The organism is Desulfovibrio sp. 7SRBS1 (assembly GCF_049723905.1).
In the GTDB taxonomy this organism is placed as follows: Bacteria; Desulfobacterota; Desulfovibrionia; order Desulfovibrionales; family Desulfovibrionaceae.
This window is the reverse complement of the sequence record NZ_JBJKFD010000001.1, coordinates 1689943-1712363: the sequence shown is the minus strand read 5'-3', so window position 1 is coordinate 1712363 and position 22421 is coordinate 1689943. Positions and strand designations below refer to the sequence as shown.

The following is a 22421-nucleotide window of genomic DNA, read 5'->3' as shown; positions in this document are numbered from 1 at the left end:
CCTCACCGTGGGCGCGGCGGCCATGTTTTGGGCTGGATGCCGGAGTGGGTACATGAGAAAGCTTCTTGTTCTTCTGGTTGTCGTCGTCCTGGCGGGCGGGGGCTGGTATTATCTGCGAGGGTCCAAAAAGGACGGCAAGCCCCAGGTGCTGCAGACTGCTGTGGTACAGAAGCGTTCCGTGCGTCAGGTGTTGGAGGCCACGGGCATCATCAAGGCCCAGGTTGGGGCACAGGTAAAGGTCGGGGCGCGGGCCTCGGGCGTTATAGAGCAGATGCTGGTCAAGATAGGCGACCGGGTAAAGAAGGGGCAGCTTATTGCGGTAATCGACTCGCGTGATGCAGACGCACGGGTGGATCAGGCGGAAGCCAGGCTTCACAGTTCCGAGGCCGAACTGCAAAAGGTGAAGGTGGTGTACCCGTTGCAGGTGGAAGAGGCGGGGGCTCTGCTCAATTTGGCCAAGGCCAAGCAGGTGTATGCGGACAAGATGTTCAAGCGCCAGAAGCAACTGGTGGCGAGCAAACTGGCTGCGGTCAACGAGCAGGACCAGGCCTATCAGGACGCCATGGTGGCCGGCAACGACGTGGAGGCCAAACATGCCACGCTGGTGCGGATTCAGGAAGAATACAAAAAAGAGTTGATCCGGGCGCGCAAGGGTGTGGCCGAGGCCAAGGCGACTTTGGAACTTGCCCAGATAGAACTTTCCTACACCCGCATCCATTCGCCCATCGAGGGCATTGTCAGCCAGGTCACGGCCCAGGAGGGCGAAACTCTGGTGTCGGGCCTGCAGGTTTCCAACCTCATCACCATTCTCGACCCGTTGCGGCTGGAAATGTGGATTTACGTGGACGAGACCGACGTGGGGCAGGTGCAGCTGGGCATGCCCGTGGAATTTACTGTGGATGCCTACAGAGACAAGGTTTTTCGAGGGCAGGTGAACCGCATCTACCCGGAGCCGGAAATCCGCGACAACATCGTCTACTACCAGACCATCGTCAATCTGGACCAGGAGCAGGCCAAGCAGCTTCGGCCAGAAATGACCACACAGTGTAAGGTCGTGGTCAGGGAGATTGCCGATGCCCTGGCCATGCCCAATGCGGCACTCAAGTGGGTGGGCGGACGCAAGGTCGTTTTTCGCGTGGGAGACGGGAACACCGTTACCGAGGTGGACCCGGAACTGGGGCTTGAGGGCATTGAATTTTCGCAGGTCCTGTCCGGCCTTTCCCAGGGGGACAAGGTCGCCACCAAGATCATACTGCCCGGCCTGAACGGGGCGGACAAGAAAAGGCCGGGGAAGTAGCCCATGACCCAGCCGCTGATTCAGCTTGAAGGAATCCGTCGGGATTATGTGCAGGGCGACGAGATTATCCGGGTGCTCAAGGGCATTGATCTGGAAATAGCCCAGGGGGAATTCGTGGCCCTGCAGGGCACCAGCGGGTCGGGAAAATCCACGCTGCTGCACATCCTGGGGCTGCTGGACCGTCCCACGGAAGGGCGTTATCTGCTGCGCGGCGAGGATGTTTCCCAGCTGGACGACGACCGGCAGAGCGACATGCGCAACCGTTTTACCGGGTTCGTGTTCCAGAGTTTCTACCTGGTTCCGTACGCCTCGGCCCTGGAGAACGTTTTGCTGCCCGGACTGTACAGCACCACTCCCGAGCAGAAGCTCAGGCAACGGGCGGCCGAACTGCTGGAACGGGTGGGCCTTGGGGACAGAAAGCAATTCAAACCGAGCCAGCTTTCCGGCGGGCAGCAACAGCGTGTGGCCCTTGCCAGGGCGCTGATCAACGACCCGGTCATGGTCCTTGCGGACGAACCCACAGGCCAGCTCGATTCCACAACCAGCCGGGAAATTCTGGAGCTTCTCGACGCCATCAACAAAACGGGCACCACCGTGCTCATCGTCACCCACGACGAGGAGACTGCCGCGGTGGCCCACAGGCGGGTACACATTGCCGATGGCCGCATCGAAAACCAATAGACGGGCCAGCGGAGTTCTGCCCTCCGGCCTTGCGGACGGAAGCGTGTACAGAACGCTCCTGGTCTTTTTCCGTGTGGTGGGCATGAGCCTGCGTTCGTTGTGGGCCTTCAAGCTGCGCAGTGTGTTCGTCATCAGTGCCACGGCCCTTGGCATTGCTTCCCTGACCATTATTGTGGCGTCCGTGGACGGAGCGCAGAAAAAGGCCAGGGAGATCACCGATTTTTTCGGACCGGAAGCGATTTTTCTTTTGGGGGGCGACGTCTTCAACCGCTCTGTGGGCATGCGCACCAATACCCTTACCTGGGACGACGCCCGCCAGTTGCGGCGTTCTCTTCCCGGGGCGCGGTTCGTCGTGCCCATGCGGGGTAAAGGCGGCCAGGTGGCCAAGGCGGGCAATAAGAATGCCGAAGTGGGCGTGGTGGTGGGAACCACTGCCAACTATGCCGAGTCCTGGAACTGGCCGTTGGAGGAAGGGCGCGACATCAGCACCGAGGATGTGGATACCTCGGCTCGCGTTGCCCTGCTTGGCGACATGGTTTCCAAAAAACTGTTCGGCGATGAATCCCCGGTGGGGCGGCATGTGCGTATCGGGCAGGTTCCGTTTGTGGTTATCGGCAAGCTCATAGAGCGCGGACTGACCAGCGGTGGCGGCCATGGCAGTGTGGACGACCGGGTAATCGTGCCTCTGACGACCCTTACCAAGCGCTTCAATCTGGACAGGAAATTTTTCCGCGCCCTGCGTATCAAGTATATGGATGCCGAAAACATGCCGGGCAGGGTGGAGAATCTGCGTTCGTTTCTGCGCTATCTGCACCATCTGCAGCCCGGTGAAAAAGACGATTTCACCATTCTGACTGCGGACGAGATTCTCAAGTTTCTGTCCATGCTCAAAGGCGGTCTGGTCGCCTTTTTGGGCGTAACCGCCGGAGTCGCCATTCTGGTGGGCGGCTTTGTGCTGGCCAATTTGTTCTATCTGAGTGTAAGCGAGCGGCGGTCGGAGATTGGTCTGCGCCGTGCCTTTGGAGCGCGTTCTTCGGCCATTTTGCTGCAGTTTCTGGGAGAGGCCGTGCTGCTGACCATTGTGGGGGCGTTTATCGGCCTTGCGTTGGGCATGGGCATGGCGCAGTTTCTGGAACGTTTGGACATCCTGAAAATAGAATTGTCCTGGCGCATCTTCTTTATCGCCATGGCCGCAAGCGTGGCCATAGGTATCGTCTTTGGTCTGCGTCCGGCGCGACAGGCCGCCCAGCTGGACCCCATAGAGGCTCTTCGCAGCTGAACGGCCGTCGTGCAGCAATCCGTCCGATCAGCCCAGGCGGCAATGCCGGGGCTGGCGTGAGCCAACGTGTGTAAGAACCACCTGCCATAATTGGATGTCGCGGGCACGGAAGGCTCCGGCGCAGCTTTGCAGATAGTATTCCCACATGCGGCGGAAGGTTTCGCCGTAGCGTTTCTTCAGCTGGGGCCATGCCCGGCGGAAGTTTTCCAGCCAGGCCATGAGGGTGGCATCGTAGTGCGGGCCGAGGTTGTGCAGGTCCTCGATGACGAAGATATTTTCCACCGCCTTTCCTATGTGGGCCACGCTGGGCAGGCAGCCGTTCGGGAAGATGTAGTGGGTTATCCACGGGTCGCAATAGGGCGTTGTTTCGTTGGCGCCGATTGTGTGCAGCAGGAAGATGCCGTCGGGTGCAAGGCAACGGGCGGCCATTCTTATGTAGCCGTCATAGTTGCGGGGCCCCACATGTTCGAACATGCCCACGGAAACGATGCGGTCGAAGGATTCGTTCAGGTCGCGGTAGTCGCAGCGTCTGATATCCACCAGGCCGGAGCAGAAATCACGGGCAAACTCCACCTGTTCCTTGGAGATGTTCACCCCTACCACGGAGCAGCCGTATTCGCGGGCTGCAAAGGCGGCCAGTCCTCCCCATCCGCAACCTACGTCCAGAAGCCGCAGGCCGGGCCGCAGTTCCAATTTTTCACATATGAGCCTGAGTTTGCGTTCCTGGGCTGTGTCGAGGGTGTCGCCGTCTTTGAAGTAGGCGCAGCTGTATTGGAGGTTGGGGTCGAGCATGGCCTGGAACAGGTCGTTGCCCAGGTCGTAGTGGCGTTCGGCCACGGTGCGGGCCCGTCGTCGGTTTTGCAGATTGAAGAACAGGCTGGGGATTTTATCCAGAAGGATCTTCCATCCGCCCTTGACCCTTCCTGCGGCTCCGGAACGCAGCAGACGGGCAATGAATTCGTCTATCCGCGTGCATTCCCACCAGCCCCGCATGTAGGCTTCGCCCAGTGCGAGGTTCCTCTGGGTCAGAACTTTGTGGTAAAGCCGTTCGTCCCTCACCTGGATGTCCCAGGGATGAGAACCGTTGAGGGCAACGTCGGCCTGGTTCAGAACCCTTTCAACGATGGCCTTGGCTGTAAACATAGTACCTCCCAGTAGTTAGGCCGCAGTGGTGCGACACAAGGAGGCGACGGATATCTCGGGAGCGAAAGTCTCTGGGGACGGTGTAGCATACGGCGGCCTTTCAAAAACTGTGTGTTTTCTCGCATGCATACAATACGGGAAAAACAGACGCCTCCTGAAAAGTATTTCCAGATTATACCTTGATTTTCTTCTGTTCAAGAGGAGACGAATAATAAAATGCTGAATTTAATTTGACTTTTTTTGTATCTCCATCCTGCGTGTGTATATTGATGCGCGTCTGTAATGAATTGAACAGACCTGGCTAAAACAGCAGGCTGTAGCCGATGAAGTACACCCCCAGCGCGGCCAGGGAAATCCAAAACGGCCTGCGTGCGGTGGTTCGGCTCCATAGCCAGCACAATGCGGTGGGCAGTGCAAAGGCCAGGGACATTTTGAGAAGAGGCGGCAGCGGCAGACCGGTAAGGGCAATCTGCACAAAGACCACCAGGGGCATGTGCAGGATGTAGATGGAGTAGGAGCTTGCCGCCAAAGATTGGCGCCAGCGGGAATGACCGTTCAGCAGGCGGATTCCAAGGCGGCTGAAGAGCACGATGGCTGCCAGGGCCGTGAAGCTGCGCAGCAATCCGTGTGTCGTCCCCGTGAGAAAAGGTGCCGGGCCATGAACCTGCAGAAACGCGGTGGCCGTGGCAAACAGCGCCAGCAATGCGCCGACAAAGACCACAAGCCAGCCCCAGGTGGGGCCGGGCAGAGCGGCACTTTTGTTTTGTGCGGAAAAAAAATTCGGACGCAGCAGAACGCCGAGGACAAAGGACATGGCGTAGATTGGCACGCGCGTGGGCTGGAACAGGATGAAGGGACCGAGTTTTGCCCAGGTCTGCACCTGGTAGAGGCTGTTGATGATGCCGAAGCCGAGCGCCATGCACAGGCAGGCGGCGGCAAACAGCAACCATGCAGGACGGCTGGCGGATTTCAGGCCAAGGCCCATCTGCCGGACTGCGGCGTAGAGCAGGAAGAAAATGAGCAGCATGGACATGAACCAGAGCGGGTGCGGCGAAAGGGAGTCCTGGTAGCGCTGCACCTGGGCCAGGGTGTTGATGACGACGTATTTCCAGTCCGCCAGAAACGACATCCAATGTGTCCAATAATTGAAGAATGATTCGGGAGCCGGCGTGCGCCGCAAGTACCCCTGATAGACCATGGTGGGCATGTAGAAGATGGCGAGCAGGACCACGGGGCCGCCCAGGCGCAGAAATTTGGATTTGAGAAAGGTGGAGCAGCCGTGGCGGTCGTATGAGGGCTGGGCGAACAGTCCGGCAATAAAGAACAACACGGGCAGGCAAAAGGTGTCGAGCCCCAGGATGGTGAGGTCGTACAGCAGATTGCCTTCATCCCTGGCATGCCACCAGAACAGACTGGGCGCATAAGCGCAGCAGGCGTGCAGCAGGACGATACAAAGCACCATGAGCGTACGGATGTTGTCCATGGCATAGAGGCGTTGGGACGTCTGCATGTTGTCCTCCTTGAATCAGGATGGTTGCATGGGGGGGATTTCCCCGTTTTCCAGTGCCTTGCGAGTGGTTTCCAGCCCAGCCAGGGAAAAGCGCATGATGTGTTCCAACAGCGTTTCCTTGTATTGCGTCATGCCCGGATGGTCGGGATAGACACGGCTGAATATGGGCCAGAAGGCCATGTAGTAGAAAATCTGCCCTCCCACGCTGGTCAGGCAGTCGCGTACAACGTAGTCGGGTGCGTTGGGGCCAAGAAGTGCCTGGGTTATTTCCGTGGCTTCCTTGTTGTCCGGACGGGTGTGGTTTTCCACCAGCTCGTCCAGATACGGGGAGGGCGACATCATTTCCCGCAGCAGGATGGACATGACGTCCTTGTGCATCGGATCATCGGAAAAGCTTACATCGAGCATAACTGCCAGATAGTGGCGCATGCGTTCTTGCGGAGAGATTTCCCCGGATTGTTCTTCCTGCCAGGCCGCCTCGCGTTCCTTTCGTCGGCGTGTGTTTTCGGCAAAAATCAGGTCCAGAATGGTCTTGTAGAGTTTTTTCTTGCCGCCGTAGTAATAATTCACAGCCGTGGCGTTGGCTGTTCCAGCCTCCTTGCAGATATCGCGGACCGTAGCCCCTTTGTAGCCCTCGCGGGCAAAGATGCGGATTCCCGCAATGAGTATTTTTTCTTTTGTTGTGGGGTTCTGGGGCATGGACATGGACGTGACAGCCTCCTGAGTTTCTTGAAAGGGCTCCTGTAATGCGGATGTATAATGCAAATGCATTAATAAAAGGTACGGGTCAAGAGCTTTGGAGGATTTCCTTCCAAGAAAGGAAAGCCCCCCATTCTTTTTTTTTGCCGTGGGTGAGGCAGGCAGCCGGAAAGGCCGCCTTGCCGGGGCTAGCGGAAGTCGGGAAGGGTCAGCAGGGGGTGGGGTGTGATGATTCCAGGTCTTTTACAATTGCTTCCCGAGTTTTGGCGTCTTCCCATTCCAGGGTGTAAATACTGTTGCAGCATTCGTGCATAACGCAGGTTTTGTCGGTTGCCGTTATGGAGGCGTGCAGGTCGTCGGCCTGGCGGATTGCCAGAATGTGGACTCGAAATCCCGCCAGGTGCCCTCTGGGGTGGCGGTAGGCATAAATGCAGATGCCTCCGGTAGTGGGGAACGGTCCCTGGAGGGAATGGCGGGTGAGATTGTAGGGCGTGCCGCTGTGGCCCAGAAAGGTACGATGTGTTTCGTTCATGGTGATGGATATCCAAAAAAATCCCGACGGCACGCATGCCGCCGGGGAGGTTTTATAGGGAGCAGACTCGAAGAGTCTTGAATCTATTCGCCCAGGTAGGCCTTGCGAATGTCCTCGTTGTTGAGGAGCTTCTTGGCGTCATCCTGCATGACTATTTTGCCGGTTTCCATAACGTAGCCGCGGGTTGCCAGCTGCAGGGCGAGGTTGGCGTTCTGTTCCACCAGCAAAATGGCGGTGCCGTTTTCCTTGTTGATCTGGGCGACGATCTTGAAGATCTGCTTGACGATGAGCGGGGCCAGTCCAAGGGAGGGCTCGTCCAGAAGCAGGGCCTTGGGGCGTCCCATCAGGGCGCGGCCAATGGCAAGCATCTGCTGTTCCCCGCCGGACAGGGTGCCCCCGGCCTGGTGGCGTCTTTCCTTGAGAATGGGAAAGTAGTCGTACACCGTGTCCATGTCGCGCGCGATGCCGTCCTTGTCGTTCCGGAAGAACGCGCCCATGTCCAGGTTTTCGGAAACGCTCAGGCGCGGGAAAATGCGCCGTCCTTCCGGAACCTGGCAAAGCCCCTTGGGAGGCAACAGGTCCGCACTGACACCACGGATGGATTCTCCACGGTAGAACACCTCGCCCTTGGTGGGCGGAAGAATACCGCAGGTGGTCATGAGCGTGGTGCTTTTGCCTGCCCCGTTTGCGCCGATTATAGTGACTATTTCACCAGGGTAAACCTTCAGGGAAATGCCCTTCAGCGCCTGGATGCGCCCATAGTGGGCGGTGACGTCCTTGAGTTCGAGTATGGGTTGATCGGACATTTAATCCACTTCCTCCGAGCGTTGCCCCATGCGTTTGGCCGGAATGAGGCCGGCGGGACGGACCAGCATCATGAACGTCATGGCTCCGCCGAAAGCCAGCATGCGATACAATTCGAATTCCCTGAATATTTCCGGCAGGGCGACAAGGGCCAGTGCGCCGAGGATGATGCCCGGGATGGAACCCAGACCGCCCAAAACGACCATGGCGAGCACCAGGGCCGATTCCAGAAAGGTGAAGCTTTCCGGGGAGACAAACCGCATACGGGCGGCGAAAAAGGCTCCGGCAAGTCCGCCGAACAGTGCGCCCATGGCATAGGCCAGAAGCTTGAGCTTGAAGGTGTTCACGCCCATGAGTTCGGCTGCGGTTTCGTCTTCGCGAATAGCCTCCCAGGCCCGTCCGATGCGCGAGAAGTTGAGCCGGTGTACGGCAATGATGGTGAAAATGGCAAGCCCCAGCACCACGTAGTACAGGTACCCGAGTTTTTTCAGGTAGATATGCTCAAACGTCAGGCCGGAGGTAAAATCGGGCATCCAGAATCCAGGGGCCTTGATGCCCAAAACGCCGTTGGGGCCGTTGGTCAGGCTCATCCAGTTGTTGAGCAGCAGGCGGACGATTTCGCCGAACCCCAGGGTGACGATGGCCAGATAGTCGCCGCGCATGCGCAGCGTTGGGTAGCCGATAATGCACCCCGCTATGCTGGCGAATGCCGCTGCAATGGGAAGGCAGAGCCAGAAGGAGATGCCGTATTGGACGCTGAGCAGGGCATATGTGTATGCCCCCACACCGTAGAAGGCGATGTAGCCGAGGTCGAGCAGACCGGCCAGACCGACCACGATGTTCAGCCCCAGACCAAGGCAGACGTACACCAGCACGTTGACGGCAACGTCCTGTGCATAGCGGTGGGTGAATTGCGGATAGGCCAGGGCGGCAGCCAGCCCGATGAGAAACCAGATCCAGACGGGGACTTTTGAAAAAGCGGCGCTGGCACTGTCCCTGAGCGCGCCTGCCGGACGCGTAATCGGGTCCAGTGCGCCGGACTTGTTCAGCACATACAGGATGGCGATGCCCAGACAGACGACGGCAATGCGTCCCCACACCTGAAAGGTCGTTTCGAATTCAAGCGTGCCGTCAGCCTTTATGCCCATCAGCGGCCAAAGCAGCAGGAACAGCCAGGCCATGGCCACTCCGTAGAAGACAAAGACTTTCTTAGACGCGCGTGTCATCGACATTCTCTCCCATGATTCCTGTGGGCATGAAGTAGAGCACGGCAATAAGAATGATGAAGGCGAACACGTCCTTGTATTCACCGCCGTGCGGAACGTAGGCAGCGGCCATGATTTCCACCATGCCGATGATGAATCCGCCCAGCATGGCGCCGGTGATGTTGCCTATGCCGCCCAGAACCGCTGCGGCAAATGCCTTGATTCCGGGAACGAATCCCATGTCGTAACGCACGCTGCCGTAATACAGCCCCACCATGATGCCCGCGGCCGCGGCAAGGCCCGCGCCGATGGCGAAGGTAAGGCTGATGATACGGTTCGAGTTGATGCCCACCAGCGCGGACATCGTCTTATCCTGCGCCGTGGCCCGCATTGCCTTGCCTATCTTGGTTTTGAAAACCAGGGTGTTGAGCCCGAACAGCAGACCGGCCGTAAGGGCCAGGATGAGAATCTGCATGATGGAAATGCGAACCGAACCGATATCGATGCCTCCCTGGGTGAATCCCGTGGGGTAGGCCTTGTCATACACGCCCTGGGTCAGCATGAGTCCGTTCTGCAAGAAGATGGACATGCCGAGCGCGGACAGCAGCACGGAGAGGCGCGACGAATTGCGCAAGGGTTTGTAGGCGATTTTTTCCACGGCCATGGCCAGCATGGCGCAGTATCCCATGGTAAGGGCCAAAGCTATTGTCAGCCCCATCCAGGGATGTGTGTCCATGAAGCCGTGGGCGGCAAGAAAAGAGAGTATGATGACACCGACGTACCCGCCGGCGGCGAAAAATTCGCCATGCGCAAAGTTGATAAGCTGGATGATGCCGTAGACCATGGTGTAGCCCAGGGCGATCAGAGCGTAAACTCCGCCGAGCGTTATTCCGTTGACAAACTGCTGGAAAAAGAAATCCATCCCAATCCTCGGAAGTTGAAGGAAGGGAAACCGAATGGCCCCCCAGGCTGCCGGACAAAAACCGAATGCGCCTTTATTGGCGCAGCCAGCGTAACTGCTCGGCTGGCTTGATTAACAAACTGTAACAGGCGAACGACTACAGGGAAAATTCAAATTCCGTCGTCTGTTGACGCGGAGTATCTGCCCCGTTGGTGTGCCTTGCTTTCCAATTCTTTCCGACAGTCTTTCTGATTGCTGTACGTTGCAGCACGAAGGGGGTGCCGCAGCACCCCCGGATCATGCATGGTTTTTAATAGAACTTGCCCGTTGCGGGGTTCCAGTAGTTGACGAACTGGCCGCCTTTGACGACCTGGATGATGTAGTTGGAACCGGAGTCGCCATTGGGAGCGAACTTGATGAGCTTGGAAGCGCCCGCGAATTCGATGCTTTCAAGCTGTTTCTTGATCTGTTCCGGCTCGGTGGAACCGGCCTTCTTGATGGCCTGAAGCAGAGCGTAGGCACCGTCGTAGGAGTACTCGGAGTAGGCACCGGGATCGCCATACTGGGCGTAAACGCTCATGAACTTCTTGTAAGCGTCTGTGCTCTTGTCCTTGTAGCCAAAGGTCAGATAGGCGCCTTCGGCAGCGTCCTTGGCAATGCTCATCAGCTGGGGATGGTACACGGCGTCCTGGGCCAGGATGGCGCACTTCAGCCCCATGCGGCGGGCCTGGATGAGCATCAGAGCACCTGTGGAGGAGTTCTGCAGGCTCATATAGAAGACGTCGGGGTTATCCTGCTTGATCTTGGTCAGAACAGCGGAGAAGTCCTTATCGCCCTGGTTGATGTGGTCATGGGCCAGCACTTTGATGCCAGCGGCTTCGCTGAGTTTTTCAACGCCGTCGGCAAGACCCTGGGAGTAGGTCGTCTTGTCGTCCACGATGAAGACGGACTTGGCCTTGAGCTGGTCGGTCATGAACTTGAGGGCAGCCTTGGACTGGTCGTCGTCACGGCCGCAAACACGGTACATGTAGGGCAGGCCGCGTTCCGTAACCTTTTCGTTGGTGGAGGCGGGAGTCAGCATGGGGATGGACTCCTCGTCAAGCACTTCGGAAGCGGGAATGGTGGCGCTGGAGCAATAGGCTCCGATCACGCCGACCACGTCGAGGTTGATCAGCTTGTTTGCGGCGGCAACAGCTTGGCGGGGATCGCAGGCCGTATCCTGGGGAAAAAGTTCGATGTTGTCGTACCCAGGAATTCCGCCTTCTTTCTTGACCATTTCAATGGCTGCGCGAACGCCGTTGGCAATATCGTTGCCGTCGGCCGCGTAGGGACCGGTCAGCGGACTCATGCTGCCGATCTTGAGGGTTTTCGCAGGTGCGGTAACTGCCAGGGCAAGACACAGCACAAGCACTACAGACAGCACACTCGTAATTCGTTTCATCATGCCACATCCTCCATTCTGTTCTGTGACTATTGGCCCAAATAGGCCTGAATGACCTTGGGGTCCCGTTGAACCTCTTCGGGCCTCCCTGTGCAGATCATTTCCCCATGATCCAGGACAACAACCCTGTGGCTGAGGCCCATCACTACCTTCATATCGTGTTCCACCATGAGAACGTTGATCCCCCTGGCACTGATACGCCGGATGATCTCCATGAGGTCGTTGCTTTCAGCCGGGTTGAGACCGGCTGCGGGTTCATCCAGCAGAATGGTCTGAGGATGGCTGCCCAAGGCTCTGGCAATTTCGAGACGACGCTGGAGACCGTATGGCAGGTTTTTGGCTACGGCATCGGCCATGTCTTCCATGCCGACAAAGGAGAGCGCCTGCAGGGCTTGATGCCGGATGCGCTCTTCTTCCTTTTTTTGCGAAGGCAGCCGCAGAACAGCCCCGACAACTCCTGCCTTGTTGCGGCAGTGTTGCGCCACCATGACGTTTTCAAGGGCCGTCATGGCAGTAAAAAGTCTGATATTTTGGAATGTTCGGGCTATACCCGAAGCCAAAATCTGGTGCGGGCGCAGGCCGGTCAGTGTGGCGCCGTCGTATTCGACCTTGCCGGAAGCGACCTTGTAGACCCCGGTGATGACGTTGAAAATGGTGGTTTTACCGGCCCCATTGGGACCGATCAGCGCCAGGATTTCGCCTGACTGCAACTGGAATGAGACATTGGAAAGTGCCTGCAAGCCCCCAAAGTTGACGCAGACATCGGATAGTTTCAGGTGTGCCATGGGGAGTAGTTATATACCAAAAAATCATGTGAAAGCAACTCGGTTTTTCTATAATTCACAATTTTCGTAATGGTATATTTTTTTGTCAGCCTTTACCGGCTATTCAAGCACAATCTTGGAAAAGTAGTGCGGGGAAGGCGTTTCTAAAAATGTAAAAGAGGAACAATGAAACACGTTGTTCGATATTCGGGCACTGCTCCAGTGGGAGAGTAATGGGGCACGAGAACTTACAATGGCAGATTTTGGCTGGGAATGTTCTTTTGTTGATCATATCTGCAGAATCAATATTTCGTCTTGGAATGCAAAATATGATGCAGGCTTTGGATTTTATTGTGCAAAGCTAAGTAATTGAACCCAAAAGGTTCATTTCAAAAACAACCGCCTCCCCGTAGAGCCGGAGACGGGGAGGCGGAAAATAAGCTGGTCAGGATTTTTCAATCCATCGTGCTTTTGCGTGCATCCGACCTTTAGGGGCGGCACGTCGCGGCTTTGTAGGCGGGGGCCGCTGAGGAAAGTGGGGTGAGTCCGGCAAGATTGGTGCTGAGGACTTTGTAGAATTTGTTGTCGGTGCCAACCTTGGCTTCGGTCAGACGCATGGCTCTTGCCAGCTGTCTTTCCGCCAAGGCGCTTTTTCCTGCGTTGCCGAAAACGAGTGCCATGTTGTTTCTTACTTTTGCCTCGTACATCTGGGAGCCTGCCTGAAGAGATTCGCGAAGGGCCAGTGCCAAAAGGGTAAGTGCTGCCCGATGTTCTTTTTGACCTGCCAGGCGCATGCCCAGGCGGTTGAGTATTTGCAGTGTTTTGGCTCGGCACATGGGGTCCTCCTCGGAACGTTTGTGAGTTTTGTTGTATATCCTGCAAGGCAGGCAGAAAAAAGTAATGCCAGCTCTTTGCGTTTCTTGCTGTCAGAAACGACCATAATGATAATGAATTTCAAAATCAAGTTAAAAATGAAGAAAATATCAGCAAAAAAGGTCTTGGAAAGGTGTTGGAATTGAATCTGAAAAAATGGTCTCCACCGATCTCCGGTTTAATGGGCAGCTAAACAGAAGTGGACTGCCAGTCACAGGATGAACAATGCAATCACTGCTGGAAGGAGACTTTCTGCTTTATCTTGGAAAGAGAGCAGGATCGTAGATTACCGTGGGGGGTATCTTGCCTCAAAGTAGAAGGGAGAGGGAGACCATCAAACAGGCAAACAAACTAAAGCAAGTATCGGCCAAGCGATGCGGAATTGCGCAAGCTTTGCTCTGGTTGAAAAATATCTCTACCAGAGGATTGAAAGGCGCACATCATTTTTATGCTGTGGCTTGGCCGCGGGCTACAACGATGAGCGACTTAAGCAAGTGTTCACGATAGCGCGCCTCCTTCTTGTCGGGCGGGCCGAACTCCAAAGCTCAGCAATTTCGGTACAAACGGTCCTAGTAAAGTTTAAAAGTGCATTTTCTGGAGTTATTATTGTTGTCAGTCACTACGACTTTTGCATGATAATACGTCCCGTCTTCAGGCGCTGTTGTTTCGCAAACCTGCTTACCGTCGTTTAGGAACTTTACTTGTATATCCGTTATTTTGTAAGTCCAAAACAATATGATATCTTCATAGTGCTTGTCCCCAGCATAGACTGTGAAACCATTAAAGGCATCTCTTGCTAAGCCTTGAGCCTGCTTCATACCATAGAAAACAGTAACATCGTAGGTCGACTGATTATCAACTTCCATTTTTGCAGCCCAGGAAGATGAAGCAAACACAAAAACTGTCACCAGCCAGAAGATAATGCCGCTGGCCTTTGTCAGGGAAATTCTCTTGTTACACATTACATCGCCCCCCATTTCTCTGGTGCTTTTGAGGTTTGTCCGCTGAAGCGTCGAAGCCGTTCATACTACGTCTTATAGCTGGTAAAGGTGATGAGGATGTCGTCTCATCAAATAGAGCAATTTCTGCCTTGCTATTAATGGGGGGAGGCAAGGCTAAGGCACACTCTTTCATTCTGTCACTATCGGCATGAAATAAACTTCATAATTTTATAGTTTAGTATAAAAAATGAATCAAGAAGAAATGTCAAAGCTATAGTTTATTAGTATTGCCGATTTACGATGTCATAGTTGCCCAGGCTCGGTGGATAGCGGCACTCAATGACAGAACCGTTGATAGGTCAAAGCAGATAGCCTTGGGACGAGGCTGATAGGACTGGTGATATCTTCAATGGATGTGTTGCTGAACGAATTGCCGCATCCGTTGCAATACAAGCGTGTTAACGCTCATAACGCTGGGCTACGCCGGTTCAATATCTAATATAACAGGGGAATCTTGGACCTGGTCCCTCTTTGTGTTTTTCGAAAGGGTAAGAACTATCGAGATTACGGAGGGGGGATGTTTTTCCCAGCTTGTTCTGGCCCCCGGAATTCAGAGATGGACTAAAAAAGCCCCGAAAGGCGAACCTTCCGGGGCTTTGATTGTCGGTAGTAATATCTCTACCAGGCGCCGTCGCTGAAGGGGTCGGAACCAAAACCGAAATCGGCTTCGGGTTCGCCGCCCGCTTCGGGAGCACCGGCAGCAGCAGGAGCAGCGGCTCCGCCTTCGCCCGTGGGGGCAGCCTGCAGGATGGCGATGATGCTGGACTTGACCTTTTCGATCTCGTCCGAGAGTTCGCTAACCTTGCCGTTCAGCTCGGTCACTTTTTCTTCGGAGGCGATGATGACTTTTTCGCCTTCGCCCTTGCCGGAAGCTTCCAGGGCTTCGTACTTGCCCTTGTAGTCGGCCATGGACTTTTCAGTCTCGGCCAGCTTTCCGGAAGTTTCAGCCAGTTTGGCTTCCAGATCGGTGATCTTGGCAGCCTGTTCGCCGATGGTCTTATGGTAATCAGCCAGCTTGGCAAAGATGGCGTCCACTTCGGTCTGAACCGCGGAGGGCAGTTCGAGCACGGAGACGGAATCGCCGGCAGCAGCCAGCTCGCCGCTCTTCATCTTGGCCAGCTCGGGGTGCTGTTCGTAGATCCAGGATTTTGCCAGGGCAGCTGCGAAAGGTTCGAATTCGTCGTTGATGTCCGTTTTGGTCATGAAGGACAGCAGGTCAACGATGTTGGCTTTCTGGGCATCTGCACCCTCACCTTTGATGTAGGAGACAAAGGTGCTCATGGGGAACGTTTTTCTCGCTTCAGCCATGATGTTTTCCTCCCTAAAGGATTTTACAGGATAAATATTTTTTCTTCTTTGGCTGCCATGGGAACACGACCGACATAACGGGCGTAGACCAGAGCTGCCGTCCTATACACCAGATGCCCGAGCTTGGACCAGGGCAGGTAACCGATGAGCATCATCACGGATACCAAGTGGATGTAGTACATGGGGTATGCCAGCCCGGCCACGTTGGCCCAGCGCAGCAATTCGCAGAACAGGCCGGTCAGCGCGACAACCCAGATGACACCCAGCAGATACCAGTCGTAAAAGCTGGAGCCATGCTTGGTTTCGTTTTGGGCCAAGCGGCGTTTGGTCAGCATCGTCAGGCCGTAGAGCAGCAGAATGGCGCCCACGTTGGCCAGGATTTTGACCGGATTGAACAACACCATGGGAGTATGGCCGATAGGAGCCAGAAAGGGGATGATCTTTCCGCCCCAGTGCGTCACTGCCACTACGGACGTGACGATGGCGAGAGCCACAAAGCCGAAGAAAAGAGTCCAGTGTCCCTTGAACTTCTGTTCGTCGCCTTCGGTTTCGTAGCCACATTGCTTCCACTTGCGATGCGTGACAATTTCGTCCAGCACAACATCGATGATGCATTTGATGATGGACGGTTTTTCTTTCTTTTCTCCGCCAATGACCAGCGTTCTGGGTACGTCAAAGGAGGTGATCTGTTTCTTCACGCCCTTATAGAACGACCACATCACGAACAGGGCGGTCAGGCCGAAGAGAGGGTCTATGGTGAAGTCGCCGGGGAACAGGCCGCCATAAATGACGTTACCGCCTTCTTGGGCAACCTTCCAGCCATGTCCGTCTTCCACAAAATAGGGGAAGAAAGAGCCCAGAATGCTTCCGCGGATAAGCCAGATCACGGCCCAGAGAATGGCAGGCAGGGCAATGAGCATGTGCAGGTACTTGCTGGAGCTCATCCACTTGCCGATAATGGCCGGTTCCACCAGGTTGCGGTAGGCCATGTTGCGCAGTGCGGACAACAGATCGCCGGGCTTGGCGCCGCGAGGGCACAGGTCGGAACATGTGCCGCAGTTGTGGCACAGCCAGATGTCGATGTCGTTGACCAGCTTGTCCTTCAACCCCCACTGAGCCCAGATCATCTCCTTGCGGGGATACGGGTTGTCAGCGGGCGAGAGGGGGCAGGCAACACTGCAGGTAGCGCACTGATAGCACTTTTTGAGAGTGTCGCCGCCCACTTCCTGCAAGTCTTTGATGAATTGCAGGTCGGGCTGGATGCGAACGGGATTCGTCATGATGCCAATCCTCCTTAATAGCCCTTGAACGGGTTGGGCCCGATCTTCAAGATCTCTTCCATGAAATTATCGATAATTTCAGGGATCTTGTCGTATTCGTCAATGGCCACCTGTTCCTGTTGCACACGTTCGGGTTCAACGCCCAGACGGTTCAGGGATTCGGCCACGTTTTCCATACGCCGGCTGCACAGCTCGGACCCCTTGACGAAGTGGCATTGGTAATCGTTGCCGTACTTGCAGCCCAGGAGCAGAACGCCGTCCGTGCCCTTGGACATGGCGTCGGCGATCCAGATGGTGTTGACCGAACCAAGGCAGCGCACAGGGATGACCCGTACATACGGGCTCCAGCGTTTGCCCCGCATGGCGGCCATGTCGAGCGCGGGGTAGGCGTCGTTTTCGCAGGCCAGAATAATGGCACGCGGTCCGCCTTCCTCGATTTTGGGCGGAATTTCCACCTGCTTGATCATGGAACCGATCATGTCGACGTTGTAGTTGTCGAAGCTGATGACGCGTTCCGGACAGGCACCCATGCAGGTACCGCAACGGCGGCAACGCGTGGGATTGGGCATCGGTGTGCCCTTGGGATCGTCGTCCAGTGCTCCGAACGGGCATTCTTCCGTGCAGCGTTTGCACTGTGTGCAGCGCACGAAGTTGAATACGGGGAAGGATTTGTCACCCGAACGCGGGTGCACCGAAACGCCGTGGTTCAGCGAGGTGATGCACTGTACAGCCTTAAGCACGGCACCGGCCGCATCGTCGCGGGCAGTTGCCATGGTCATGGGCTGGCGGACGCAACCGGCGGCATAGATGCCGGTACGGCGCGTTTCGTAGGGGAAACAGATGTAGTTGGAATCGGCGAAACCATCGAACATGTCCAGGTCGGGGAAAGCCGGTCCCTGGCGGTATTCGAGGTTGATGACGGGATCGTGCGCCGTGGTCGGCACCATGCCCGTGGGCAGTACGACCATGTCGACCTTCAGCTCGATCAGATCGCCCAGCAGGGTGTTGCGGGCAATGACCAGAAGACCGCCGTCGCTGTCTTCCTTGATGCCTTCAATCTGGCCCTTGGTGAGCATGACGCCAGGTTTGTCCTGGGCAGCCTTGTAGTACTGCTCGTTCATGCCCGGAACCATCATGTGGTCGTAGAAGACATAGCTCATGGCGTTGCTGCCGGAGTCGGCAACATAGCCAGCCTGCTTCAACGCGACCAGGCTGTTCAGTTCGGAAGAGTAGGCCAGATGCTTGCATGACTCGAGATTTTTGAAGACGAATACGTCTTCTTCCCCTTCGTCGGCCTTTTTCTTTTCTTCCGGAGCCGCGGCATCAGCTTCGGCCTTGGCGGCTTCGGCTTCCAGCCCCTTGGAAACGCAAACACTCACATCGACAATAAAGGCAACGGTTTCGGCCTTTTTGCCGTCGGAGGGGCGTTTGATCTCGCCGGCCTTGGCCATGGCTTCCAGCTCGCGGGTGCAGAGCACGTTCTTGAACGCGCCATATCCCAACGGCTTGAGGTATTCGGTATCGAGCGGGTCCCAGCCTGTGGCCAGAACAACGGCACCGATGGCGATTTCCTCGCCGCCCACCGTGGCAGTGTACTGACCGGGAGCACCGATGAGCTTTTCAACCGTCACACCGGTCTTGACCGTGATGGACTTGTTGTTCTGCACACTCTGGATGAGCTGTTCAATCCCGGTATCCACAGTCTGGTTGTACGGAGCGCCCAGGGGGAAGCTCTTGGCCATGGTAGCGGCCTTGCCGCCAAGTTGATCGGCCTTTTCCACCAGAACGACCTCGTGTCCGACCGCGGCGGCGTTGAGTGCTGCGTTCAGGCCGGTCCAACCGCCGCCCATCACCAGGATGGTCTTGGTGCCATCAGGGATTTCGGGGTTGGGTGCGTTCATTTTGGTGAGTTTAGTGACGCCCATCTTGATGTAGTCCTGCGCCATAAGGAGCAGTTCTTCCGGGACGTCGGAACCGGCGGCAGGGATTGTGCCGTCAGGGTTCTTGTAGGCCATTGCAATCTGCTCGCGCATGTTCACGCGTTCGAGCAGAACGTTCTCGAAGTTGAAAATGTCCCAATCCATGCGCGGGGAGGACGAGACGACACAGACTGCGTCGACCTCTCCGGCATCAATGTCTGCCTGGATCAGGTTCCGGCCTTCCTCGCTGGCCAAACACGGATGCGTTTTGACCACCGGGGTAACGGTGCCGAAATTGTTCCTGGTGAACTCGGCCAGTTGTTCAGCGTTGAGAACCTGACCGACGCTCGATTCATCGATATAAACACCGATTTTTTCGGGCATTTTGGTCTACCTCCCTCTCACCGTTTGTATCGCCTTGAGTGCGGCGGCCGTAGCGGACTGGGCCGACTTCATCACGTCAAGCGGAAGCTTGGCGCAACCGGCCGCGTAAATGCCCTGGTCCTCGCCGCCGACGATGAAACCTTCCTCGTCCACAGGGATGTTGGCGGGAAGCTTGGTTCCGGCAATGGAGGGCTGCATGCCCGTGGCCAGGACCACCAGGTCATGTTCGTTTTCACTCTTGATTCCGGACACGGCATCTTCAACAGTCAGCATGACGTTGCCGGAAGGCGTGGCTTTGGCATCGGCAACCTTGCCCTTGACGGTCTTGAGCTTGGGGTCGTCCATGATGCGTTTGGCAAAGTTGTCGTAGCGGCCGGGAGTACGCAGGTCTATGTAGTAGATGGTGACTCGCGTGTCGGGGTACTGTTCGCGAATGTAAGCGGCCTGCTTGAGCGAAGCCATGCAGCAGATGTAGGAACAGTAGTTCAGATGATTTTCATCACGCGAACCGGCGCACTGAACAAAGGCCACGTTCTTGGGCATCTCGCCGTCCGTGGGACGTACGATCTTGCCGTTTGTCGGGCCGTTGGGGGAAGCAAGGCGTTCCATCTGCATGTTAGAAATGCAGTTGGGAACCGAACCTGCGCCCAGATTGGTCAGGTTGGTCACGTCGTAAGGTTTCCACCCGGTAGCGTAAACAATGCTGCCTACGTTCAGGGTGATGACCTTTTCTTTTTCTTCCAGATCTATGGCTTCGCTGCCAGCCAGCTTCTGCACATCGGCCGTGGAGCAGTTCTCACGATCGAGCACGTAGCGGGAGGGGAAGGCGAAAGGCGTGTCCGTGTACAGGGCTTTGCGTGAGCCCATGCCCAGCTCGAACTCGCTGTCTACTTCCTTGTCCAGCTGTTCTGCCAGCCCGCTCAGTTCGGCACTACCTGGACCGACATAGCGGGGGCTGATCTTGACCTGAACCTCATAATCACCGGCGGAGCCGGAAATTTCGGTAACTTCGGCCAGGGTGAAAAATTTGACGTTGGGATTGTTTTTGATGCGTTGGAACTGAATCTCCAGACCGCAGGACGGAGGACACAGCTTGGGAAAATATTTGTTGAGCTGCGCCACGCGACCGCCGAGAAAGGGATTCTTTTCGACAATGAAGACTTCGTGGCCTACCTCAGCGGCCTCGAGGGCGGCAGTGATGCCGCTGAAGCCGCCACCGACCACCAGGATGCTGTTACTCGACATGAGACGTCCTCCCTCATCAGATTTCGGACTCGGCAAAATGGTCCAAACCCAGTTCGGAAGAGAACTTCCGGCTCGGATTCAGACCATTTTCCCGTAGAACTGAAAAAGCGGCTGCGGGCTTGCGCCCGCAGCCGCAAATTACATCACTAGGGATGCATGGGATCGGGGATGATCTGGAAGTAGGGGACCTTGAAGATCTTGGTTTCGCCCTTTTCCGGATCGTACTTGGAGTTCACGAAGCACTTCCACTTGGAGTCGTCGAGACCCAGGAAGTCTCCGCGATAGTAGAAGCCGGGGTAGCGGGATTCTTCACGGAAGTGAATGTGCTGCATGTGCAGGCGTACAGTCCACAGACGGTGGAACTGCTCCCAGCAGCGCATCAGTTCGTGCAGGTCGCGAGCGGCCAGCTTCTTGGAGTCTTCTTCCAGCATATCGAGCAGGTTGAAACCGGTCTCGAGCAGGCTGGCGGAAGTGGTGTAGTATGTGCCGACACCACCGCCGTATTCGTCGGTGGCTTTCACCAAACGCATCATGAAGTTGCGCGGGGTGATGTACTGATCGTTGATGATCGGGTCGGTGGAGGCAGCGGAGCCAGCCTTGAAGTTTTCGACCGGAGCGTAGATTTCTTTGCACAGATCAGCAGCGGACTGCTTCAGAGCGGGCTTGAAATCCTTGTGGTCGACACACCAGCGCACAGCCTGCTTGCCGGTGATGCGGCCTTCAGCGTGGGAGCCGGAGGAGAACTTGTGGCCGGAAGCGCCAACGCCGTCAGCGCAGGTGAACAGACCGTTGACCGAGGTCATACGGTTGTAGATCTTACCGTTGTCGGCTTTGATCTTGTATTCTTCGGGAACCCATTTTTCATCGGGACCGGAAACCCAGATGCCGCAGCAGCCGGAGTGCGAACCGAGCAGATAAGGCTCAGTAGGCATGATTTCGGAACCGCTCTTTTCGGGTTCGATGTTCTGGCAAGCCCACAGGTTGGCCTGACCAACGCACATGTCGAGGAAGTCTTCCCATGCTTCAGATTCGAGGTGCTTCTGCTGCTCGGGGGAGAGTTTTTCGAAAGTGGTCTGCAGGGCAGTCTTGGTGTCCATGTAGATGGGACCGCGACCTTCGCGCATTTCACGAAGCATCATGTGGTTACGCAGGCAGGTCGGAATGATGTGACCCTTGGCGTATCCGCGATCTTCGTAGGGCTTCAACATGGCGCGGTTGGTTTCGCAGTAGTCTTCGCCCTTGTAGTTGGTGGCTTTGGCCTTGAAGAGCAGGAACCAAGCACCGACCGGACCGTAACCGTCTTTAAAACGAGCGGGTACGAAACGGTTTTCCATCATGGTCATTTCGGCGCCAACCTGAGCACACATGGTGTAGGTGGAACCAGCGTTCCACACGGGGTACCATGCACGACCCATGCCTTCACCGGTGGAGCGGGGACGGTACACGTTAACAGCGCCGCCGCAAGCCACGATAGCTGCGTTGCACTTGATCACGTATACTTTGTTTTCACGAGTGGAGAAGCCCACAGCGCCAGCAATACGATTGGAATCGTTGGCGTCGAGCAGCATCTTCACGATGAAAACACGTTCCATGTAGCGTTCTTCGCCCAGGGCGTTCTTGGCAGCTTCAGCAACGATGCACTTGTAGGACTCACCGTTGATCATCATCTGCCAGCGGCCGGAACGGACGCAGGGGTCGCCATTGCGCAGGCTTTTGCCAGCTTTCTTGGCGGCAGCACCGTCGAGGTTGTGGCCGTCGTCGCCTTTGATCCAGCAGGGCAGGCCCCACTCTTCAAAGAGATGGACGGAGTCGTCAACGTGACGGCCGAGGTCGAAGATCAAGTCTTCGCGAACCAGGCCCATCAGGTCGGTACGGACCATGCGGACGTAGTCGTCAGCATCGTTGTCGCCGAGGTAGGTGTTGATGGCGGACAGACCCTGAGCAACAGCACCGGAACGTTCCAGAGCGGCTTTGTCACACAGCAGGATCTTCAGTCCGAGCGGGTCGCCCCAACGGCATGCTTCAAAAGCAGCGCCGCAGCAACCCATGCCGCCACCGACCATAAGGATGTCGGTGTCGAGTTCGACAATTTCGGGTTCCGCAACGGGAACACCCTGAGAAGCTATTTTAACAGGAATGGTAGGCATTTTAATGT

Annotated in this window: 19 protein-coding genes; 3 read left to right on the top strand and 16 right to left on the bottom strand. The window is 56.2% G+C overall.

The genetic code is table 11. The annotated features are described in order from the left end of the window. Nucleotides 1-52: 52 nt before the first annotated feature. From ACI0FJ_RS07935 to ACI0FJ_RS07925, 3 genes are read left to right on the top strand one after another with little or no spacing between them, the layout of a single operon-like run. Nucleotides 53-1297, top strand: a complete 1245-nt coding sequence (locus ACI0FJ_RS07935; protein ID WP_424301458.1) for an efflux RND transporter periplasmic adaptor subunit — start codon at nucleotides 53-55, stop codon at nucleotides 1295-1297. 3 nt (nucleotides 1298-1300) lie between these two features. Continuing rightward, complete coding sequence (locus tag ACI0FJ_RS07930; RefSeq protein WP_424301455.1) at nucleotides 1301-1978, top strand: ABC transporter ATP-binding protein; 678 nt, start codon at nucleotides 1301-1303, stop codon at nucleotides 1976-1978. Then, the gene (locus ACI0FJ_RS07925) at nucleotides 1956-3257 is read left to right on the top strand and encodes an ABC transporter permease (RefSeq protein WP_424301452.1); all 1302 of its coding nucleotides are present in this window, start codon (nucleotides 1956-1958) and stop codon (nucleotides 3255-3257) included. The genes ACI0FJ_RS07930 and ACI0FJ_RS07925 overlap by 23 nt, the downstream gene beginning before the upstream one ends. Before the next feature lie 27 nt (nucleotides 3258-3284). Here the strand turns inward: ACI0FJ_RS07925 and cfa are convergent, their stop codons facing one another. From cfa to aprA, 16 genes are all read right to left on the bottom strand, one after another. After that, nucleotides 3285-4400 carry a cyclopropane fatty acyl phospholipid synthase gene (gene cfa, locus ACI0FJ_RS07920; RefSeq protein ID WP_424301449.1) on the bottom strand — a complete coding sequence of 372 codons (1116 nt, stop codon included), beginning with the start codon at nucleotides 4398-4400 and terminating at the stop codon, nucleotides 3285-3287. 301 nt (nucleotides 4401-4701) lie between these two features. Further along, nucleotides 4702-5910: an acyltransferase family protein gene (locus tag ACI0FJ_RS07915; RefSeq protein WP_424301446.1), complete on the bottom strand. Its 1209-nt coding sequence runs from the start codon at nucleotides 5908-5910 to the stop codon at nucleotides 4702-4704. 15 nt (nucleotides 5911-5925) lie between these two features. Next, the gene (locus ACI0FJ_RS07910; protein WP_424301443.1) at nucleotides 5926-6615 is read right to left on the bottom strand and encodes a TetR/AcrR family transcriptional regulator; all 690 of its coding nucleotides are present in this window, start codon (nucleotides 6613-6615) and stop codon (nucleotides 5926-5928) included. 202 nt (nucleotides 6616-6817) lie between these two features. Further along, nucleotides 6818-7141, bottom strand: coding sequence for a hypothetical protein (locus ACI0FJ_RS07905; protein ID WP_424301440.1), 324 nt, complete (start codon nucleotides 7139-7141; stop codon nucleotides 6818-6820). Nucleotides 7142-7224: 83 nt separating this feature from the next. Beyond that, nucleotides 7225-7947 (bottom strand): ABC transporter ATP-binding protein, encoded by a 723-nt coding sequence (locus tag ACI0FJ_RS07900; RefSeq protein WP_424301437.1) that lies wholly within the window; start codon nucleotides 7945-7947, stop codon nucleotides 7225-7227. Further along, on the bottom strand, nucleotides 7948-9171 hold the full coding sequence (gene livM, locus ACI0FJ_RS07895; RefSeq protein WP_424301434.1) for a high-affinity branched-chain amino acid ABC transporter permease LivM: 1224 nt from the start codon (nucleotides 9169-9171) through the stop codon (nucleotides 7948-7950). It lies immediately after the preceding gene. Then, a complete protein-coding gene (locus ACI0FJ_RS07890) occupies nucleotides 9155-10072 on the bottom strand; it encodes a branched-chain amino acid ABC transporter permease (RefSeq protein WP_424301431.1) in 918 nt (305 codons plus the stop codon). The genes livM and ACI0FJ_RS07890 overlap by 17 nt, the downstream gene beginning before the upstream one ends. Nucleotides 10073-10361: 289 nt before the next feature. Then, a complete protein-coding gene (locus tag ACI0FJ_RS07885; RefSeq protein ID WP_424306520.1) occupies nucleotides 10362-11492 on the bottom strand; it encodes a branched-chain amino acid ABC transporter substrate-binding protein in 1131 nt (376 codons plus the stop codon). 29 nt (nucleotides 11493-11521) lie between these two features. After that, entirely contained in the window at nucleotides 11522-12277 is a 756-nt protein-coding gene (locus ACI0FJ_RS07880; RefSeq protein WP_424301428.1) for an ABC transporter ATP-binding protein, read from the bottom strand. A 467-nt stretch (nucleotides 12278-12744) separates the two neighbouring features. Then, nucleotides 12745-13092, bottom strand: a complete 348-nt coding sequence (locus tag ACI0FJ_RS07875; RefSeq protein WP_424301425.1) for a hypothetical protein — start codon at nucleotides 13090-13092, stop codon at nucleotides 12745-12747. A 606-nt stretch (nucleotides 13093-13698) separates the two neighbouring features. Next, entirely contained in the window at nucleotides 13699-14091 is a 393-nt protein-coding gene (locus ACI0FJ_RS07870; RefSeq protein WP_424301422.1) for a hypothetical protein, read from the bottom strand. A gap of 657 nt (nucleotides 14092-14748) precedes the next feature. Next, nucleotides 14749-15438 carry a hypothetical protein gene (locus ACI0FJ_RS07865; RefSeq protein WP_424301419.1) on the bottom strand — a complete coding sequence of 230 codons (690 nt, stop codon included), beginning with the start codon at nucleotides 15436-15438 and terminating at the stop codon, nucleotides 14749-14751. Between the two features lie 23 nt (nucleotides 15439-15461). Continuing rightward, on the bottom strand, nucleotides 15462-16718 hold the full coding sequence (gene qmoC, locus ACI0FJ_RS07860; RefSeq protein ID WP_424301416.1) for a quinone-interacting membrane-bound oxidoreductase complex subunit QmoC: 1257 nt from the start codon (nucleotides 16716-16718) through the stop codon (nucleotides 15462-15464). A 14-nt stretch (nucleotides 16719-16732) separates the two neighbouring features. Then, nucleotides 16733-19021: a hydrogenase iron-sulfur subunit gene (locus ACI0FJ_RS07855; protein WP_424301413.1), complete on the bottom strand. Its 2289-nt coding sequence runs from the start codon at nucleotides 19019-19021 to the stop codon at nucleotides 16733-16735. Between the two features lie 6 nt (nucleotides 19022-19027). Continuing rightward, nucleotides 19028-20266: a CoB--CoM heterodisulfide reductase iron-sulfur subunit A family protein gene (locus tag ACI0FJ_RS07850; RefSeq protein WP_424301410.1), complete on the bottom strand. Its 1239-nt coding sequence runs from the start codon at nucleotides 20264-20266 to the stop codon at nucleotides 19028-19030. Nucleotides 20267-20412: 146 nt separating this feature from the next. After that, a complete protein-coding gene (gene aprA, locus ACI0FJ_RS07845) occupies nucleotides 20413-22413 on the bottom strand; it encodes an adenylyl-sulfate reductase subunit alpha (RefSeq protein ID WP_424301407.1) in 2001 nt (666 codons plus the stop codon). Between the last annotated feature and the right edge of the window lie 8 nt (nucleotides 22414-22421).

Coding starts and splice junctions, on each gene's coding strand:
- ACI0FJ_RS07875 (WP_424301425.1), bottom strand. CDS start 13,092: ATGTGCCGAGCCAAAACACTGCAAATACTCAACCGCCTGGGCATGCGC.
- ACI0FJ_RS07935 (WP_424301458.1), top strand. CDS start 53: ATGAGAAAGCTTCTTGTTCTTCTGGTTGTCGTCGTCCTGGCGGGCGGG.
- cfa (WP_424301449.1), bottom strand. CDS start 4,400: ATGTTTACAGCCAAGGCCATCGTTGAAAGGGTTCTGAACCAGGCCGAC.
- ACI0FJ_RS07930 (WP_424301455.1), top strand. CDS start 1,301: ATGACCCAGCCGCTGATTCAGCTTGAAGGAATCCGTCGGGATTATGTG.
- ACI0FJ_RS07910 (WP_424301443.1), bottom strand. CDS start 6,615: ATGTCCATGCCCCAGAACCCCACAACAAAAGAAAAAATACTCATTGCG.
- ACI0FJ_RS07890 (WP_424301431.1), bottom strand. CDS start 10,072: ATGGATTTCTTTTTCCAGCAGTTTGTCAACGGAATAACGCTCGGCGGA.
- qmoC (WP_424301416.1), bottom strand. CDS start 16,718: ATGACGAATCCCGTTCGCATCCAGCCCGACCTGCAATTCATCAAAGAC.
- ACI0FJ_RS07915 (WP_424301446.1), bottom strand. CDS start 5,910: ATGCAGACGTCCCAACGCCTCTATGCCATGGACAACATCCGTACGCTC.
- ACI0FJ_RS07870 (WP_424301422.1), bottom strand. CDS start 14,091: ATGTGTAACAAGAGAATTTCCCTGACAAAGGCCAGCGGCATTATCTTC.
- ACI0FJ_RS07855 (WP_424301413.1), bottom strand. CDS start 19,021: ATGCCCGAAAAAATCGGTGTTTATATCGATGAATCGAGCGTCGGTCAG.
- livM (WP_424301434.1), bottom strand. CDS start 9,171: ATGACACGCGCGTCTAAGAAAGTCTTTGTCTTCTACGGAGTGGCCATG.
- ACI0FJ_RS07925 (WP_424301452.1), top strand. CDS start 1,956: ATGGCCGCATCGAAAACCAATAGACGGGCCAGCGGAGTTCTGCCCTCC.
- ACI0FJ_RS07850 (WP_424301410.1), bottom strand. CDS start 20,266: ATGTCGAGTAACAGCATCCTGGTGGTCGGTGGCGGCTTCAGCGGCATC.
- ACI0FJ_RS07905 (WP_424301440.1), bottom strand. CDS start 7,141: ATGAACGAAACACATCGTACCTTTCTGGGCCACAGCGGCACGCCCTAC.
- ACI0FJ_RS07865 (WP_424301419.1), bottom strand. CDS start 15,438: ATGGCTGAAGCGAGAAAAACGTTCCCCATGAGCACCTTTGTCTCCTAC.
- aprA (WP_424301407.1), bottom strand. CDS start 22,413: ATGCCTACCATTCCTGTTAAAATAGCTTCTCAGGGTGTTCCCGTTGCG.
- ACI0FJ_RS07880 (WP_424301428.1), bottom strand. CDS start 12,277: ATGGCACACCTGAAACTATCCGATGTCTGCGTCAACTTTGGGGGCTTG.
- ACI0FJ_RS07885 (WP_424306520.1), bottom strand. CDS start 11,492: ATGAAACGAATTACGAGTGTGCTGTCTGTAGTGCTTGTGCTGTGTCTT.
- ACI0FJ_RS07900 (WP_424301437.1), bottom strand. CDS start 7,947: ATGTCCGATCAACCCATACTCGAACTCAAGGACGTCACCGCCCACTAT.